The organism is Shewanella insulae (assembly GCF_009831655.1).
GTDB classification, from domain to species: domain Bacteria; phylum Pseudomonadota; class Gammaproteobacteria; order Enterobacterales; family Shewanellaceae; genus Shewanella; species Shewanella insulae.
The window spans coordinates 49,307-67,583 of the sequence record NZ_WRPA01000019.1 but is presented as its reverse complement, the minus strand read 5'-3'; the positions used below and the strand labels follow the sequence as shown (position 1 = coordinate 67,583).

Sequence of the window (18,277 nt, the reverse complement as noted above, 5' to 3'; positions counted from 1 at the left end):
TTCATGAATAAATTTCAAAAAAAAGGGGGCTAAGCCCCCTTTGCAAATCAATCGATTAAATCTTAAACAGACTCACCGCCTGATAGAGTACCTGAGTTCGCGCCTTCACGTCATCGGAGGCCTTGGCATTCTCATCGGCCGCCTGGGCCGACTCGGCGGCGATGTCGCGGATCACCACCACATTCTTGTTCACCTCGGAGGCCACCATGCTCTGCTCCTCGATAGCCGCTGCAATTTGCGTACTCATATCCATGATGTTGGTAACATCGGCGTTTATCTGCTCCAGCAAGGCACCGGCACTCGCCGCCTGATCGGCACTCTCAATCCCCTGTCTTTGTGTCGCCTCCATGAGCTGCACGATAGAGCGGGTACGGGACTGTAGCGTCTGAATGATGCCGGCGATCTCTTCGGTCGACTCCTGAGTACGCATCGCCAGGCTTCTCACTTCATCGGCCACCACGGCAAAGCCTCTGCCCTGCTCACCGGCCCGGGCGGCCTCGATGGCGGCATTTAGCGCCAGTAGATTGGTCTGCTCTGCGATGCCACGGATCACATCCAGCACGCTGCCAATGGTTTCGCTGTCTTTCTCTAACTCAGAGACCACCTGGGCCGAATCGGTCAGCTGGGCTGCCAAGGCCTGGATCTTCTCAATGGTGTGTTCGACGCCGACCTGGCCTTGCTGGGCATTGTCATGGGTGTTGCCGGCCCGCTCTGCCGCCAGCTCGGTATTGCTGGCGATCTCGTCTATGGTCGCGCCCATCTCTGTGATAGCGGTAGCCACCATGTCGGTCTCATTGAGCTGACGCCCAACCCCTTCCGAGGCGCGCATCGAGTTTTCAGACAGCTCCTGACAGGAGTGATTAACCACCTCGACCGAGCTCAATACCTCCCTGATCAGCGACTGAAAAGACTCGACCATGCTATTGAAGTGGCGGGCAATCTGACCAATTTCATCATCCACCTTAGTGTCGCATCTCAGGGTCAGATCCTTAGTCGCCTCGATGCGAGAGATCGCATCACTGATCCTTTGCACCGGCTCCATGATGCTGCGAATGATCGCCAGGGTGAAACCGATCAACACCAAGGCGATCAGAATAAAGATGACTATGCTGATGGTGACTGTGGTATCTTCAGCGGCGCTAATGGCATCCATAGACTGTGCTTTTAGCTGCACCAGAGACTTCTCTGCCGATGCAATGCTGTCTCGCAGGCTAGCCATGCGGCCACTGTCTTTGTCCAGTCCCAACTCCTGCTCTTTGTTTACCAAGGTCTTGAAGTTTTTCTCATAGTCATCGATCAAGCCATAGAGCTCTCCCTTGACCGAGTCACTCAGCATAGTTCCCGCCACCTGCTGCCTGAGTTGCGCCAGGTTGCCACTGAACTTATCCAGATAGCTCATGGCACGCCTAAGCATGAAATCTTTCTCATTGCGGCGTAGCTGCAACATGGTCACCATGAGCTCAGGCTCGTTCTTCTCCTTAACCAAGGTCTCGACATTATGTACCGCGCTGCGCAGCGCCCCATAGAGGCCATCCTTTGGATGCAAGCCTATCTGCTTTTGCAGCTCGGCAATCTCGGCGAAGGTAGACTCGTAACGGGTAAGATTCTGCTTGAAGGCTTGCAGATCATTTTGACCAATATCGTTACGTTCGAAGATCGCCCCTAGACCGGCCATCTTCTCCTCTAACTCGCGCGCCTGCTGCTTATGCTTGTCTAGATAGGCGAGATCCAACCGCGCGAAGAAGTCTTTTTCATCTCTACGTAAACTCAAAACATCCTTTTCAAGTTCGATAACTTGTTGCGCAGCATGGGACAAATCATCCAGCTTTGCCGCCGAAAAGCGCTGCAAACCAAACATCGCTATCACAGAACAGATAGATACTGCTGCGCTAACGAGTAATTTGTGACGAATGAGCATAGGGGGAGATCCTTTAGTTGAAGTGATTGCTTTACTTGTCTTCAACGACAATTAACACCTTGGAACGCCAAAACTGATTCCAATATTGAGTATAGTAACTATCGACTTACATACATTCATCTTTAATGAATTATTAATAATTCAGCCGCTTGCCGAGCTCAACTGGCTAAAAAAAATCCACCATCCACCTAAAAATCCCCATCTTGCTTCCAATCAAAACCCATTCTGCATACAATATCCCAAAATAACAGGAGGTAATATGCGAGTTATCGATGCCGATATGGTGCACCAGGCACTGGACTTTCCCAGCCTAATCGCCGCACTAAGAGAGACATTTGCCGAGCCCGCCGGCATGCCACAACGACAGGTCTTTCCGTTAGACGACACCAGCAGCCACAGCGATGCCTTTGCCGTGCTGCCTGCGTGGAACCAGAAGACTATAGCGGTGAAGGCCTTTACCTATTTCCCCAGTAATCCTCAGAAGTCTCCCGAACTGGAAAGCCTCTACTCCAAAGTTTTGATCTTTAACCGTGAAACCGGCGAGCCACAGGCTCTGGTCGATGGCACCAGCGTTACCTATTGGCGCACGGCCGCAGTATCGGCGCTTGCGAGCCAGTATCTGTCACGAACAGATGCCAAGCATCTACTGCTATTTGGGACAGGCAGGCTGGCAAGCTTCATGGCATTGGCGCACGCCTGCGTGAGACAGCTGGACACCATCACCGTTTGGGGCCGCTCGCCGGATAAGGTCGATAAGACCATCAGCGCTATCCAGGCCGCCGCGCCGCTGATAGAAGTGAGGGCCTGTGAGGATCTTCCAAAGGCCGTCGCTGCGGCCGACATCATCAGCTGCGCCACCGGGGCACCAGCGCCACTCTTCGATTCCGCCTGGGTAGCGCCCGGCACCCATGTGGACTTGGTGGGCAACCACAATCATGACAGACGTGAATGCGACAGCGAGCTGGTCGTCAAGGCCGAGGTTTATGTGGATGCCAAGGTCAATGTCTTCGCCGAAGCAGGCGAGCTGCTGATCCCTGTGTCGGAAGGCGTGTTTGAGCTGTCCCAGGTCAAGGGCGAACTCGCGGATCTTTGTCGCGGTGACATAGCTGGTCGCCAAGACGAGCAAAGCATAACCCTATTTAAATCGGTCGGCACCGCGCTTGCGGATCTGGTGGGTGCCCAGCTGGTATACGAAAAACAGGCCTAGCGCTTATAAGATCACATCATAGGGCGGCTAAGCTAGTACAGCTCATCTAGTACAGCTAAGCCGCCCTGTTTTCTTTACCTTCTACGACATTCGCTCCTTCAATGACGGTTTCTTCAATGACGAGTTCTTCAATGTCGGCTTCTTTCATCGCTTTGAATGTTTCTGTCTCTTAAAACTCTGCTTTTCCCACCAGGTTGGCATTCGAATCTTGCTGATATACCTTAAGCCAACACTTTTTTTCATTTCGCTTTAAACCATTTCAATCGCTGCCTATGTCTAATAGGTATTGTTCACTCACAGGGAAGACAGATTTGAGCGCACTCACGAGTCCAGATGATGCTCACCAGCTCCTCGATGCCGTATTGGTCGAGCGCGCCAAACAGGGAGACAAGACGGCATTTCGGCAACTCTTTGATCAGCATTACAGACGCGTCTACGCCCTCTGTTTTCGCCTCGCCGGTCAGGCCGAGTTGGCAGAAGAGGCCACTCAGGAGACCTTTGTACGCCTATGGCAAAAGCTGCCCCTGTTCGATGGCAAGAGCCAGTTTACCACCTGGCTCCATAGCCTAACGGTGAATCAGGCTCTGAGCTGTATCAAGAAGCATAAGAGTTTCTGGGCCAGATTTCTGCCGAGTGAAGAGACTCATACAGCCACCATCGACTTCGACTATCAGGGGGTAGACAGGTTGCTGTTACGTCTACCGGAGCGCGCCCGTATCGTCTTCGTCCTCTTCGCCCTTGAGGGATATCAGCATGACGAGATCGCCAAGCGGCTCAATATCGCCACAGGCACGAGCAAGGCGCAGTACCACAGGGCCAAGAAACTACTGCAGGAGATGATCTAATGGTCGACAAGGCAGAAACGCTCAAGCGTCTCCTCGAGGAGACGCCGCAGGAGATGGCGCCAGAGCGGGATCTCTGGCAAGGGGTCGAACTTCGCCTCGATGCACCCACGAGTAACTCACACAGTTACTGGCGTCCCATGGCGATCGCCAGCACCCTGCTGCTGGCACTAGTGGTCGGCAAGTTCAGCCTCTGGCCAACGGCGCCCAATGCCGAAGACGACGCCCTCATCCAGACCCTGGCCACGATCCAGGCGCAGCACCAGGCAAGTGTCGACGCCCTTAGCCTGACCAAGCGAGTCGATTGGCGCAGCAGCCCTTACAGTCAGCCGGTCGAGCAAGGGATAGAACAGCTCAGGGCCGCCGCCAAGGAGATCTATGATGCCCTGAAACTCAACCCGACAGACAAACAACTTTGGCAGCTCTGGCTGTGGACCCAACAACGTGAGATCGAATTAATCAAACAGGGGCAAAAACTCCCTGTGGATCGAGATACAACAGGAGAGATGATATGAAAAAACAACTAAAAACCACTGCCCTGGCTTTGCCCTTTCTACTATTAAGTCAATCTGTGCTGGGGGCGCAGAGCGTGGATAAACGCATCGATGTCGAAGGAGATCTGCGTCTGAACCTGGAGGTACGCCGCGGCGAAGTCGAGATCCTATCCTGGGATCAGGAAGCCATAGTCATCACTGGCACCCTGGATGAGCAGAGCGAAGGCCTCACCGTCGAACAAAGCGCCGGCACTATCTCCATCGAAGATAAACTCCCCCGCCATTACTCGGGCAGCAACAAGCAGGGCTCACGCCTCACCGTCAAGGTGCCAAGACAGCTTAAACTAAACAGCGAAGGGGTATCGGCCAACTACAGAGTGAGTAAGCTCTCGGGTGATATCAATGTGCAAACTGTCAGCGGCAATATCAAGGCTGAGGAGCTCACCGAGCGGGTGAGCATCAATACCGTCTCAGGCGACATCACCAGTCAGGGGCTTGAAGGCAAGCTCAAGCTGGAAACCGTATCGGGCAAGATCAAAGACAAACAAAGCCTGGGTAAGGTCAGCTACACCCTGGTCAGCGGTAAGCTCGAGGCCGACAGCGGCGCCGACCAGGTCTCTATCGAGCTGGTATCGGGAGATGCCAAGCTCACCCTGGACAAGGTGGATCGCCTCAAGGCACAGAGTGTCAGCGGCAACCTGAACCTGGCGGTTAGTGCACTGACGACCAAGGCCAGCCTGGACAGTGTCAGTGGTGACATCAACTTCAGCCTACCCGCGAACCTGGATGCGACCTTCGCCATTGACGGCGGCCCCAGCGGTGACATCGACAATCGTCTGAGCCCAGATAAACCGAAGAGACCTAAATATGGCCCAGGCAGCTCGCTCAAATTCCAGCTGGGCAAAGGCAGCGCCGATATCCTGATCAACACCATCAGCGGCGATATTGATCTCAAGTCAAACTAGGCTTAACAACCAAGGCCAACCCAATCTGGGTTGGCTATTAAAAACCGCTCGCCCTATCCAAATGATCCGCAAACAAGGCCTGCACGAATTGCTCGGCACCCTGGCTAAGACGACGATTCTTCATCGAGACCACACTAAAGTTGGCGCGAATATCTGGCATACCCACCACCTCTAGCGCCACCAAGTCACCCGAGGCGAGTTCGGCCTGCACCGAGATGTCCGGCGTCAAGACCACAAGGTCACATCCTTGCAGCGACGCTTTGATCGGCTGAAACTGATCATATTTCAATAAACCAGCGTAGTCGTGGCGATCTTCATCTAACAGATCATCAAACTGCTCTCTCAGACGATCGGGAAAGGCCCTTGGCACCCCGAGGGGATAATCTCTCAAACTCGGCAGATAGACACGTTCGAGCTGGGCCAGCGGATGCTCGCGGCGGCAACAAAAAATGGCATTTGACTGGGGTAGACGACATGTTTCGATATTATCGCGTTGGTCAAGCAAGGTGGCATTGGTCTCGGCAATAAACAGATCCAGCTGCCCCTTGAGCAACATCTTGTAGAGGCGGCTCCAGCTCTCCACTTTCAGCTCGATCAGCATCTGGGGATTATCACGAATAAAGCCCCCCAGTGCCGGGCCTATGATGCTGTTCAGTGGGATGGGGCTGGCGCCGATAACCAGGCGCTTCTGCGCTATGCCCTGGCGACTCTTGATCTCAGACTCAAGATATTCGAGCTGACTGACGATCTGCTCGCCTTGGGCTAACACCATCTGACCATATTCGGTTAAGGCGAACTGCTTCTCATCTCTGGCAAGCAGACTGGCCCCTAGACGCTCCTCCATCTTCTGGATGCTGCGCGATAGAGAGGGTTGAGCCAGATGCAGCTCATTGGCAGCCTTGCTAAAACTCTTTAGCCTCGCCAGCGCGATAAAGTGTCGTAGGTGTCTTAGTTCCATCGGTTAGCCCATAGGTCTGCCAGATAATCAGGTAAAATATCTACGCACGACCCAGCGTCATGCGAGATAACATTTCTATCATTTACCACTTCATAAAGACATAGCAGGCACCCGACACTAGGCGATGTTTCTCGCACAAAGCGAGCAAGAGGTAGCGAAGCAGCAAGGTAAGCAGATGACATTAAAATAAATAATATCAATCAATTATGTTAAATTTCAGTCGACGCCACTCGGACTGAAAATCGCCCAATCACCAAGCAACAAAGTTTTAACAATTTGTATCAGAATGCGACCAAATGCTACAAGCGCGCTAAAAACGACCACATATTTGATCTACAAACAAAGCCGTCATTTTTAGCGTTATTCTTCAATAAATGGACGCAAAACCAAATTTATCACCAACAAAACAATCCAATATCGCCAAAAACTTCAGTCAGTGTACTTCCTCACCCCTTAACAATATTACCAATTGCTTAACCATGAATGCATGGCAGCTATAGCCCTATAGCTTTTACGCATTGGCGTCTTTATCACCAACTCATTAACAATCGATAGTTGTACGAGTGCCTTACTTTTACATCGACGCCTCGGCGTTACCTATAAAAAGAAAAGGGAACAACCCATGAAACTGAAGAAAGTTAGTCTCATGACGATGGCGGCCATCTATGCCGCTGGCGTCGGCGGTGCAGCCGCTTCGAGCAATGCTAATAACCATGAGATGCGTGCCATCGAAATTACCGATGCCATCATCCAATACAACGAAGACCTGTATAACGGTAAACGCCGTAATGGTACCCAGGCCGACAATCAACAAAACACACGCGCGGTCTCGACCAAAAACGTACACCGCGCCATCGCAACCAGCAAAGACAACAAGGTGCCTTTTAAATATGAAGCGGGCATCACAGGTGAGCAGACCTATATTGTCGAGCTCAGCGACAAGCCTGTTTCACTCTATCGCGGCGACCTCCCTAGCCTGGCGGCGACCTCTCCGACCATGAGCACAGTGCCCGTGATGCTCAATGCCCGCAGTCACAACAAGGTGGACATGGATAGCCGCGCGGTCAAGCGCTACAGCGACTATCTCACCAATAAGCAAGATGAAGTCTTAGCCCAGATGGCCAGCTCGGTTGGTGGTAAGCTGGATGTTAAGAAGCGCTACCAACTCGCCTTCAACGGTATGGCGATGCGCATGACCCAAGACCAGGCGGCGCGCGTTGCGGCGCTACCAGGTGTACGTAACGTCACGCTGGAACAGACCTATCAACTACACACAGATGTCGGGCCACAGCACATAGGCGCCGACGGTATCTGGACAGGCACCACGGCCGATGACAAGTATATGGGTGAAGGCATAGTGGTCGGTGTGTTGGATACGGGGATCAACACAGACCATCCTTCATTTGCTGCCATCGCCGGTGATGGCTATGTGCACCAGATGCCTGCGCGTTACAGCCACTATCTGGGTGACTGTGAGAAGGCTGAATTTGTCAGCATGTGTAATGACAAGCTGATCGGGGTGCGATCTTACGAGGAGATCACAGATACCTACCTAGACCCAGCCTTCCAGCCAGATATCCCAGCTTGGCGGATTGAAGAGCCTAAGCGCCCACAAAACGGTGAGGACTACAACGGTCACGGCTCACATACCTCATCTACTGCCGCTGGTAACGTACTGCTAGACGTAGACCATGTAGTACCGCTGCCGGGTGAAGTCGGGGACGGTGTGCCGACAGGCCTGAAATTCCCACGCATTTCGGGTGTCGCACCGCGCGCCAACGTCATCATGTATCAAGTCTGTTACCCTGGTGACGGCAGCTATGGTGAGAGTTTTGGAGGTTGTAAGGGTTCAGCCTTACTTGCAGCGATAGATGATGCCATCGCCGACGGTGTAGATGTAATAAACTACTCTATCGGTAAGACATTTGGTTCGTTCCCGTGGGATGACCCAATGGAGCTGGGCTTCCTAGCTGCGCGAGAAGCGGGTATTTCAGTATCTGCGTCAGCAGGTAACTCATACTCACCAGAATTTGCCTCTCAAGCCCGAGGTGCTATCGATCACCTATCACCTTGGCTCACCTCTGTGGCAGCAACTACACACGGCCGTGAAATAGCCGTTGAAGGAAAGATGCTGACTAATGCCACAGGCGGCGATCAGCCATTAGGCGACATTAACGGTTCCGGCATTACAGGCGCTTATACAGGCCCTGTCGTCGAAGCTAAAGCCTATGGCATGGAATACGAAATGTGTAACGAGCCCTTCCCGGCCGGTTTCTTCGACCTCGACCCTATGGGTAATGCCTATAGCAAGGCTCCAATTGTCGTTTGTAAACGTGGTGAGATTGCGCGCGTGACTAAGGCTGTAAACGTACAGGCTGGTGGCGCCGGTGGCTTCATTTTGTGGAACCCAGGATGGTCTGATCCAACCCATAACGACCCTTATGCCATCCCAGGCATCAACATCGACTATCACGCTTACTATGGCGGCTGGGAGAACGGCTATTTCGGCTTAAGCCAGTGGCTAGCTTCAGGCAGCAACCATGAGATCACGATTGCCGCCTCACAGGTAGTGACCAAAGAAAGTACCAGCGATTATGTGGCAGACTTCTCATCTCGTGGACCAAACCTTCAAGTTCCCGATGTGATGACGCCTAACCTAGCAGCTCCAGGTGTGAATGTATTTGCTGCCTGGGCAGATGAAATGCCATTTAGCGCAGTGGCTATGCCAGCCGACTATGCGGCCATCAGTGGTACCTCTATGGCAGCCCCACACGTTGCCGGCGCCATGGCACTGCTAACTCAGGCGCATCCGGACTGGACACCGGCGCAGATCCAATCGGCGCTGATGACCACGGCTTCAATCGATGGCGTGACCCGCTCTCGCGACGCCTATCCTTATGATGTGGTGAAGGCAAACGTGACCGACGTTGGTAGCGGCGTGATCAATGTCTCTCGTGCCAACAACGCAACACTCCTGCTAGATGAAACGGCCAGCAACTATCGTGCTGCTAACCCGAAAAATGGTGGTAATATTCATACATTGAACCTACCATACTTTTTCAACTCTGAGTGTGCAGGCACCTGTAGCTGGATGCGTATCGTCACAGCAACAGAAGATGGTACATGGACGGTTGATGCAACACCGGAAAGCATAGATGGTGCCCCTATGCTAGAGCTCGAGGTATCGCCACGAACCTTTAGCCTAAAGGCTGGCGAGACCCAGGCTATCAACCTAACTGCCAAGGTGCTAGAGGTTGAGGCATACTATGCTGATTCTTCACAGATCCAACTCAATGGTGCAGTATCTATCACACCGGCAGATACCAGCAAACCAGTACAGAACCTGCCTGTAGGCGTTGTGTACAAGAGCGACAATCTACCTAGCCAGGTCTCAGGCGTCATTCATAGGGATAAAGGTCACACCGTAACACCTATGTTAACTACCGCTGAGATACAACAGCTGAATTCTCGAGTTTATGGCCTAACTAAGGCTGAAAACCACGATACCGCCCTAAAAATTGCTACGGTAAGAGACTATGCACAGGGCTTCACTCGTGAAGAGATTGAGGCGGGTGGCGCTAAAGTTATCTTCTTCGATGTTCCAGAAGGTACAAAGCGTGTTGTATGGGAAGTGCTTAAGGCTCCAAGAGTCGCATATACCGCGTTAGATCTTGGTATGGATGTCAACGGTGACGAAGACATTCAATGGTTAGATGAAGCCATTTGTTATTCCAATACAGATGCTGGTGACTTCTGTGCCATCAACGACCCTATGCCTGGTCGTTATTGGGCCATAGCCGGAAACTGGAAGTGGGCTCGTGAAGACATTAACCAGAGTGCAGATCTATTTGAATTGCGCCTAGCTGTAGTGACTGCAGATGATGAGGCCAACATGACAGTTGAAGGCCCTGCCACAAATGATGGCATGACCCCTTTCCAACTAAAAATGAATCATAACCTCTCTGATGCAAAAGAAGGCGATGTCTACTACGGGGTGGTAAGTATCGGCAGCGATAGCTACAACGACAGTAACCTGGGTGATTTCGGGGTTAAGCTACAACATAAGGGTAGCGACATTCAGATTGAAGCCTCACAAACCGCAGCGAAAGCTGGTGACATAATCAACTTCAATGTTGACCTGGCACCTAACCTGTTAGGGGGCGAACGTGAGTTTACCCTAAATACTAAACTGTCCGATGGTTTGGTACTGCTTGCAGACTCTGTCAAAGTGGGTGGTATTGGAACATATGCCGATGACACCACTGTTGAAGGCAACCTAATCAGTATTGCTAGCACTCAGCCCGCGTCGAGTGAGATGAAGCGTCACTATGTCTATACTACCAATGAAACTGATGCCAACTGTAAGGTGCCATATGGCGATGATGAAACCTTCTACGATCTTCCGTCTGCAGGTTTCAGCCACATGGGGATATCTGGTTACTCAAATCGTCCACTATACATACCGTTAAGTGAAAATGGACTCGCGAGTGTTCCCCTATATGCCAACCCAGATGAGTACAGCTATGACGTTATAGGTGTCTCTCCATTTGGCTACTTGCAACTCGATGCGATGCCAATGTTCTGGAACCAAGATCGTCCATTTAACGACTTCTTCCAGGACTTCCCTGATACGCTGATCGCCCCACTCTGGCGTGGTGATATCAGAATGCCTGAGGCGTCATTTAACTGGGATACCTTGAAGATCCAAGATGCTGTATATGGTGTTGTTACCAACAAGCATTACATCTTCCAATGGGTAGGTGGTGAAGAATGGAGCAACTTCCTAGTGGGAGCCAACAATCCAGATCCCGATGCCCAGTATAATGTTGAAACGATAGTAGCCACCGATATTAGCTTTGAAGAAGAGACTCCTGAAATCATCTTCGCCTATCGCACGCTGAAGTCGGCTAACTCCAACTTAGGCTCAATCGGCCTACATGGTTTCTGGGGCGAGCGTCACATGTTCGGTCCGATAAACGGCTGGTTAAACGATGGTTTTGCCTATCGTGATGTCGATAGCAAGGTGAAAGAAGGCTTGGTTGTCTGTGCTGATTATCGCGGTCCAGAGCAATCGGCTGTATCACTGACCTTCTCCGCGAGAGTCTCTGCCTCGGCAGTGGGCAAGGATAACAGCGTTACCGTTGATACCCAGTACGCCGACTCTGAACTGGTCTCTGTCACCCATCATGTGGCGAGCGCCACTAACATCTCGGTTGCGCCTATTGCCGACATGATGATGGAAGAGAACACCACGCTGGAAGGCATCACTGTGACCTACAACGATGTCAAAGGCACAGCCAATGGCATCAAGGTATCGGGTGAGCACATCACGGCAACTGTGGATGGCGACAGCTTCAGCATCACGCCTGACGCCGACTGGTATGGCGAAACTCTGGTGACGGTAACCGTACACGATATGGCCTACCCATCTGACGCCGCCTCCACCAGCTTCATGCTGACGGTGAACTCAGACGGTGTTGAACCTACACCACCGGCGCCGGAAACCCCAGAACAGGGCGGTGACTCTGATTCGGGTGGTAGCCTTGGCTTCCTGGCACTGGGCCTACTGGGTCTTATCGCCGGACGCCGTAAGCTGCACTAAGCAGTATCTGACGGTAAAACGTTTAGTTCGACCTTGTCTTTGGGCCCTCTCTGAGGGCCCTTTTTTATGCCAGCTTAAAGCGACAACATCGCTAGTTCATGCCGTGGCAGTCACTACACTCCTTGATGGTCAGCTCTGGAGTGTGAATCTCTGGATCAGGCGCATGGGCATCTCCCATGCCATGACAATCGTTACAGGTCGCCAGGGTAGCCTCTGACTCTGTGTGCATGGTCAGGTCGATAGGCTCATGGCAATCTGTGCAATCCGTGGCGACAGCCGCACCCGCAAATAACAGGCCGGCGGCTAGGGTGGTAAATTTTTTCATCTCTGGTTCCTGGTTTTGGCAAGTCAAACAGTGAACATCTCACAATAAAAGGCAAAGGCTCAAAGGCTTTCCGCCTGTGCCGTGCCAGGGCCAAACGCCTCTGACACTGATACCTGTTAGGCGAGCTTCACTAGCCAAGATTAAGCCAGCCTTAAAAATAGGAGAGAGATGAGAGAAGTGCCGCCAAGATCAAATACCCGAATAGCATTTTGTGAACACAAGCTAGATTCAGGCTCGCCACAGGTATAAAAAAAGCTGCTCTGAGGCAGCTTTTTTAACGCAAATGGTTAAGCCAAAGAGGTTAGAAAGAGGTGCGCTTATAGCGGCGATATTCCGCCGTCCAGAAGTTGTCTTCGATCGCCTGCAATAGCAGCTCGTCGCTACATGGCAACGCATGGCCCTGCTCGATGGCAACCTTGCCCACCGCAAAGGCGATATGCTTACTGACCGCATGAATATCTTCCAGCGCAGGCAGCAAGGATCCCTCGCCGTCCTTCGCCAGCGGCGAGCACTCTGCCAGGGCGCGGCTCGAGGCCATCAGCATCTCGTTGCTGACGCGCTTGGCACCGGAGGCCAGCACACCCAGGCCAATCCCGGGGAAGATATAGCTGTTATTACACTGGGCGATCTCATAGGTCTGCTCCTCGATCACCACAGGCTCAAACGGACTACCCGTAGCTACCAGCGCCTGGCCCTTGGTCCAGTGCAAGATATCTTTCGGCGTCGCCTCGACGCGGCTGGTCGGGTTCGACAGCGGGAAGATGATGGGGCGCTCACAGTGGCTATGCATCGCCTTGATGATCTCTTCGCTAAACAGACCCGGTGCACCGGACACGCCGATAAGCACGGTCGGCTTACCGTTATTCATCACATCCAGTAGCGAGATGTTCTCACTCTCGGTATTCCAGCCCTCGACCTTGGCCGCCTGCTGCGCCAGGTTCTGCTGGAAGGGCAACAGGTTAGGCATGTTGTCCTGCAACAGTCCCCAGCGATCCACCATGAAGACCTGCTGACGAGCCTGCTCGTCGCTAATTCCTTCTGATACCATCTGGGCGATTATCGCCTCGGCAATACCACAACCAGCACTCCCCGCTCCAAGGAAGGCGACTCTCTGCTTGCTCAACTGGGTGTTGGCTGCCTGACAGGCCGCCAGCAAGGAACCTACGGTCACCGCCGCCGTGCCCTGAATATCGTCGTTAAAGCAGCAGTATCTATCCTTGTAACGCTCTAGCAGCGGCATGGCGTTCTTCTGGGCAAAGTCTTCAAACTGGATCAATGCATCTGGCCAGCGTCTGTGTACCGCCTCCATGAAGGCCTCGACAAACTCGGCATACTCTTCGCCGCCGATACGCTGATTACGCCAACCCATATACATAGGATCTTCCAACAGATGCGGGTTATCTGTGCCCACATCTAAGGTGATCGGCAGAGTATAGGCCGGACTGATACCGCCACAGCTGGTGTAGAGTGACAGTTTACCTATGGGGATACCCATGCCGCCGATCCCCTGATCGCCCAGCCCCAAGATACGCTCTCCGTCGGTAACAACGATAATCTTCACCTTCTGGCGGGTCGAGTTGTTGAGGATGTCGTCGATGCGATCCTTGTTTGGATAGGAGATAAACAGGCCGCGGTTACGACGATAGTTTTTCGAGAAGCGCTCACAAGCCAGGCCGACCGTGGGCGTGTAGATGATAGGCATCATCTCGGTAATATGATTCTGCAGCAGACGATAGTAAAGCGTCTCGTTGGTATCCTGAATGTTGCGCAGATAGATATGACGATCGAGATCGTTACTGAAGTTCTTGTACTGATCGTAGGCGCGCGATGCCTGCTCTTCGATGGTCTCGATCACGTGAGGCAGCAGACCCTCTAGGTTAAAGAAGATACGCTCCTCTTCGGTAAAGGCGCTTCCCTTGTTGATCAAGGGGGCTTCAAGAATGGCAGGGCCGGCAAAAGGAAGATATAGCGGGCGTTTATTATCGTCCATTGGTAACCTTTTCTCTATCTGTGGGTATGTTGGAATGGCTGTGCTTTCAATTTTGGCAAGATTACCACAAAGTGTGATCTTTGTTGCCTTTCACGCGATCATTTTTTTGATTATTTTCACACCTTGGTTGTTTTAAACAGCCATGCCTTGGCCCAATCGCCAGACATAAAAAAACGCGGCCTGAGCCGCGTCTTTAGGGAATGATATTCTTACTTGCCGCGATACTTGATCGACAGACCCATCAAGAAGTTACGCAGCACCTGGTCGCCACACTCCTTAAAGTGCTTGTGGCCTGGTTTTCTAAACAGGGCACCCAGCTCGGAACTCGTCATTCTGAAGTCCGCCAGGGCTAAGGTCTCGATAATATCCTCTTCGCGCATCTCAAGGGCGATCCTCAGCTTCTTGAAGATCAGGTTGTTGTTTAACTGAGACACGGGGGTGGGGATCTCTGCCCCATCGCGCAGGCCGCGTTTTTCGATGATCAAGCCATCCAGAAACAGGCACAAGGTCTTGTCGTTGCAGGGCTTATAACCCTCTTCAGCCTCTTTCTTGAGCATGTTGAGCAGGACTTCCTGGCTCATCTCATGTTTGACCTTGGCGAAGATCTTGATCATCTTGGCATTCTTGTAATCGAATACGAATCGTAGACGGCGTAAAATATCGTTATTAATCATGACTTAAATTCTTAAATTACTGGCTCGCGCGGGTGCGCCTGCCATAGCGACGACATTATAACCGACTTTGCGTCGGTGCCGAGGCATTATTTTCAAGCTTGCTATCGGCCATCAAGGCCTCGCGTACTGCCCGGCGCAGCTTGTCATGCAGGCCGAAGGCCTGATTGCTCTGATCGATCGGCCAGGAGGCATTTTCCAACACCACAAGGTAGGTGTCTGACTCAGGATAGCTCAGGCTCAGGGATTGATAGCCAGGCAGATAGCCTGAGTGGCTGTACTCATTCATTCCTGACTGGCTAACCTGCACGCCGAAACCGTAATAGAGCTGTTGCCAGCGATGAGGTCGTAATATCTGAGGAGCCACCATCGCCTGGTAGGCCTCCTTGCTCAGCAGCTTACCGCCGTGTAGCGCCCTAAGGTAATTGAGCAGTCCTGTGGCCGAGCCAGTCATGCCGCCCCCCGGTAGTAGGTTCATATGCACCTCATACTCCATCGGCTCTTGGCTAGCGATCTCTATGCCTTGGATCAGCCCCTGCTGTGCCCCGAGCCGGGCCTCGATGCCTTCTACGCCGTGCTCGCCGAGAAAGGTATTCACCAGGGTGGCAAATTCCTGCTGATAGGTGATCTCGAGCAGCTGCGCCAACACCTGATAACCCAGGTTAGAGTATTGAAAATCGCTGCCGGGCGCGAATCGGTTGGCCTTGCCCTGTGGGGCGATCCCTGAGCTGTGGCTAAGCAGCTGAGCAATGGTGATGCCCTCGTCATAGGCTGGCAGATTAGCGGATACCAGATAAGGATTAATCTTATCCTCCAGGGAAAACTTGCCCTGACTCACCGCCTGCATCACCAGCGCCGCGGTGATCATCTTGCTCTGTGAGGCCAGCATGACCCGGCTATCCAGCGTCGGCGCCGCAGCCTCGGCGTAAGGGTTAGACTTCACGTAGCGCAGCTCGCCGTGCTGCATCAGGGCGATCACCCCATAGAAGGGGCGCTCGTTGGCAGCAATAATAGTATCGAAAACCTTGCCAATCTCAGCAAAAGCCTCGCCAATCGCCAAGTCATGCGCAGATGTTAAATTACCCCCCTCGCCACTAGCTTGCTCAGCCTTATCCCCGATAACGGGCTCGCTAGCAAACCCACTGTCGCTAGCCAAAGTCCCCAACAGACAGAGGCTGCTCGCCAAGACACTCATCTTCATCCTTGTTCTCCTAAACGGCTTAACCGATACACTTCCAGTAGACAAATAAAGCCGCAAACCCTAGCAGATAAGTCATGCCGATCCAAGAAAGCAGCCGCATGGCGATGCCATAGCGATCGCCCGGCGCCAGATTGTCACTGGTCATCAGGCGGTAGTTGAGCCAGGCGAAGATGATGGTGGTCATGAAGGCCAGGGTCATCACAAACTGCAGCAGCGGCAGCAATGCCCCCTTGAAGAACAGGATGATCCCCAGTCCCAGCAGGCTCACGGTTAACATGGTCAAGTTCAACCCGCGCTCGCTGACCTCATCCTTTCGCAGTAGCTGCACACTCAGGATAAGGGTACGGCTGTAGCCATCCACCACAGTAACCGTGGTGCTGAAGATACACAGCAGGGCCACCAGGGCGATAAGGTAGCGACTCCCCTCCCCCAGCACCTGGCTATAGAGCTGGATCAACTGCTCGGCAAACTTAGCCCCAGAAGGTGAGAAGTGTACGCCCGAACCGTGCATCACCATGGCACCGAGCGAGAGAAACACCACTGCCAATATTGCCGTGGTGATGAAGCCCAGATTGAAATCGAACAGCGCCTGCTTAGGGGTGACCAGCTGCTGTTTCTGTTTTTCCAGCAGCCAGAGGGAATTCCAACAGCTCACCTCGATAGGCGCCGGCATCCAGCCCATCATGGCCACCAGAAAACCCACATGGGCCCACTGCCAGGGTGAGGGGGACACAAAACCCGGCGCGATAATGGGTTCAGCATTAAAGGCCAGCGCGGCGGCAATCAATGTGGTCACGGTCAGACAGAGCATGATCACCTTGGTCACCCTGTCCAGCACCCGGTAGTGACCGAGCACCAATAGCAACAGGCTGGCAACCAGGACAATCAGCGCCAGCAGATCAATAGATAAGGGGACAAACTGAGTCAACAGCGCGGCGGTTAGCATGGCGACGCCAGCAGTGCTGGCCACCGCGGCCAGGGCATTGAGCAGCGAGAAGAGCAGCAAGTAGCCACGCCCCTGACGCTGATAGCCGTGGAGCAGGCTCTCACCAGTTGCCGCAGTATAACGAGCCCCGGCGGCAAAGAAGGGATACTTGAGCAGATTCACCAGGAGTATCACCCAGGCCAGTTGCCAGCCAAACTCGGCGCCGGCGCGGGTCGAGGCCACCAGATGTGAGGCGCCAATCGCCGCGGCCGCCATTAGCAGGCCAGGACCTGTGGCGGTTAACACCCGGCGGCACTGATGCCACAGGCTGACTTGAGTTGCATTTGCAGTAAGTTCTTCCACCGTCTCAGTTTTCCTTCACATTAAGCCAAAAAATGTTTGTATTTCGCCGGGCCACATTAGTCCAAGTCCAGAGTTCGCCACAGAGGCTTGCCCTATAGTTAACACTGCGATGGCTGTTAAATTTAAGCCAGCTTGGCCTCGATGCGCCTCAGGGTCTCATCGATACTCTGCAGGCAGACTAGGGTCTGAGCAGCTACGTCCACTTTCGCCTCAACCGGCTGACTCTGCTCGGCTAGCGCACTCTTTTGCGCCATCACTGCGGCGCGAAACTCGGCCACCTCCTCGACGCCGGTAAGGCTGATCAGGGCACCGTTACCCGACTGCCCTGCCGTCTCTATAGTCAGCTTATGAATGCCAAACAGGCGCATCAATGGCCCTTGTATCATCGCCATGTCGGTGATCTTATCCAGCGGCACGGTATTTTCGGTGCGGGTGAGTATTCCCTTACGCACGATCAACTTCTTGGTGGTCAGCTGGGCGCTCATGTTGGCGATATATCTGTGAGTCGCCCACAAGCCGATGGGAAACCAGAGCAGCAAGAGTGGAATCCCCACGACAGTAATGCCTAACACCACCGCCCCCGAGGTCAGCCAATAGAGCCCAAGCTTGCGATGAAAGCGTGCCTCGAGCAGTGTTTTCTCTTCCATTTAATTTACATCTCCAACAAGGTCTGACAGTGAGCCGACCTAAGACAATGCCAAGAGGCTCGGCATTAATCAATCCAAATTCATAGGTTTATTTATTTACATTTGTTAGCAATTAGCACTATTGACTTTGCTACTTTAGCAATTAGCTTAGTAACGTTACTGTAACAAA

At 52.9% G+C, this 18,277-nt stretch carries 13 protein-coding genes; 5 read left to right on the top strand and 8 right to left on the bottom strand.

Features of this window, described 5'->3' with window-relative positions:
- Nucleotides 1-55: 55 nt before the first annotated feature.
- A complete protein-coding gene (locus tag GNT65_RS17465) occupies nt 56-1,918 on the bottom strand; it encodes a methyl-accepting chemotaxis protein (protein WP_160798487.1) in 1,863 nt (620 codons plus the stop codon).
- A 259-nt stretch (nt 1,919-2,177) separates the two neighbouring features.
- Between GNT65_RS17465 and lhpI the strand changes: the two genes are divergently transcribed.
- The 4 genes from lhpI (at nt 2,178) to GNT65_RS17445 (ending at nt 5,426) form a co-directional block, all read left to right on the top strand.
- Nucleotides 2,178-3,125, top strand: coding sequence for a bifunctional Delta(1)-pyrroline-2-carboxylate/Delta(1)-piperideine-2-carboxylate reductase (gene lhpI / locus GNT65_RS17460; protein WP_160798486.1), 948 nt, complete (start codon nt 2,178-2,180; stop codon nt 3,123-3,125).
- A gap of 272 nt (nt 3,126-3,397) precedes the next feature.
- Nucleotides 3,398-3,970, top strand: coding sequence for an RNA polymerase sigma factor (locus GNT65_RS17455; RefSeq protein ID WP_420853533.1), 573 nt, complete (start codon nt 3,398-3,400; stop codon nt 3,968-3,970).
- Nucleotides 3,970-4,482, top strand: coding sequence for a hypothetical protein (locus tag GNT65_RS17450; protein WP_160798484.1), 513 nt, complete (start codon nt 3,970-3,972; stop codon nt 4,480-4,482). Before GNT65_RS17455 ends, GNT65_RS17450 begins: the two co-directional genes overlap by 1 nt.
- Nucleotides 4,479-5,426, top strand: a complete 948-nt coding sequence (locus GNT65_RS17445; protein WP_160798483.1) for a DUF4097 family beta strand repeat-containing protein — start codon at nt 4,479-4,481, stop codon at nt 5,424-5,426. The genes GNT65_RS17450 and GNT65_RS17445 overlap by 4 nt, the downstream gene beginning before the upstream one ends.
- A gap of 37 nt (nt 5,427-5,463) precedes the next feature.
- Here GNT65_RS17445 and GNT65_RS17440 read toward each other — a convergent pair whose 3' ends face one another.
- Nucleotides 5,464-6,384, bottom strand: coding sequence for a LysR family transcriptional regulator (locus GNT65_RS17440; protein WP_160798482.1), 921 nt, complete (start codon nt 6,382-6,384; stop codon nt 5,464-5,466).
- Between the two features lie 622 nt (nt 6,385-7,006).
- Here GNT65_RS17440 and GNT65_RS20715 point away from each other — a divergent pair.
- Nucleotides 7,007-11,986 carry a S8 family serine peptidase gene (locus GNT65_RS20715; RefSeq protein WP_160798481.1) on the top strand — a complete coding sequence of 1,660 codons (4,980 nt, stop codon included), beginning with the start codon at nt 7,007-7,009 and terminating at the stop codon, nt 11,984-11,986.
- 91 nt (nt 11,987-12,077) lie between these two features.
- On the opposite strand, the gene GNT65_RS17430 is transcribed toward GNT65_RS20715, so the two are convergent.
- From GNT65_RS17430 to GNT65_RS17405, 6 genes are all read right to left on the bottom strand, one after another.
- Complete coding sequence (locus GNT65_RS17430) at nt 12,078-12,311, bottom strand: hypothetical protein (RefSeq protein WP_160798480.1); 234 nt, start codon at nt 12,309-12,311, stop codon at nt 12,078-12,080.
- 301 nt (nt 12,312-12,612) lie between these two features.
- Nucleotides 12,613-14,301 (bottom strand): NAD-dependent malic enzyme, encoded by a 1,689-nt coding sequence (locus GNT65_RS17425; protein ID WP_160798479.1) that lies wholly within the window; start codon nt 14,299-14,301, stop codon nt 12,613-12,615.
- A gap of 209 nt (nt 14,302-14,510) precedes the next feature.
- Nucleotides 14,511-14,975: a YehS family protein gene (locus tag GNT65_RS17420; RefSeq protein WP_160798478.1), complete on the bottom strand. Its 465-nt coding sequence runs from the start codon at nt 14,973-14,975 to the stop codon at nt 14,511-14,513.
- A 55-nt stretch (nt 14,976-15,030) separates the two neighbouring features.
- Nucleotides 15,031-16,173 (bottom strand): serine hydrolase domain-containing protein, encoded by a 1,143-nt coding sequence (locus GNT65_RS17415; protein WP_160798477.1) that lies wholly within the window; start codon nt 16,171-16,173, stop codon nt 15,031-15,033.
- Nucleotides 16,174-16,192: 19 nt separating this feature from the next.
- Complete coding sequence (locus tag GNT65_RS17410; protein ID WP_160798476.1) at nt 16,193-17,461, bottom strand: Nramp family divalent metal transporter; 1,269 nt, start codon at nt 17,459-17,461, stop codon at nt 16,193-16,195.
- A gap of 122 nt (nt 17,462-17,583) precedes the next feature.
- Nucleotides 17,584-18,108, bottom strand: coding sequence for a PH domain-containing protein (locus GNT65_RS17405; protein WP_160798475.1), 525 nt, complete (start codon nt 18,106-18,108; stop codon nt 17,584-17,586).
- Nucleotides 18,109-18,277: the final 169 nt, after the last annotated feature.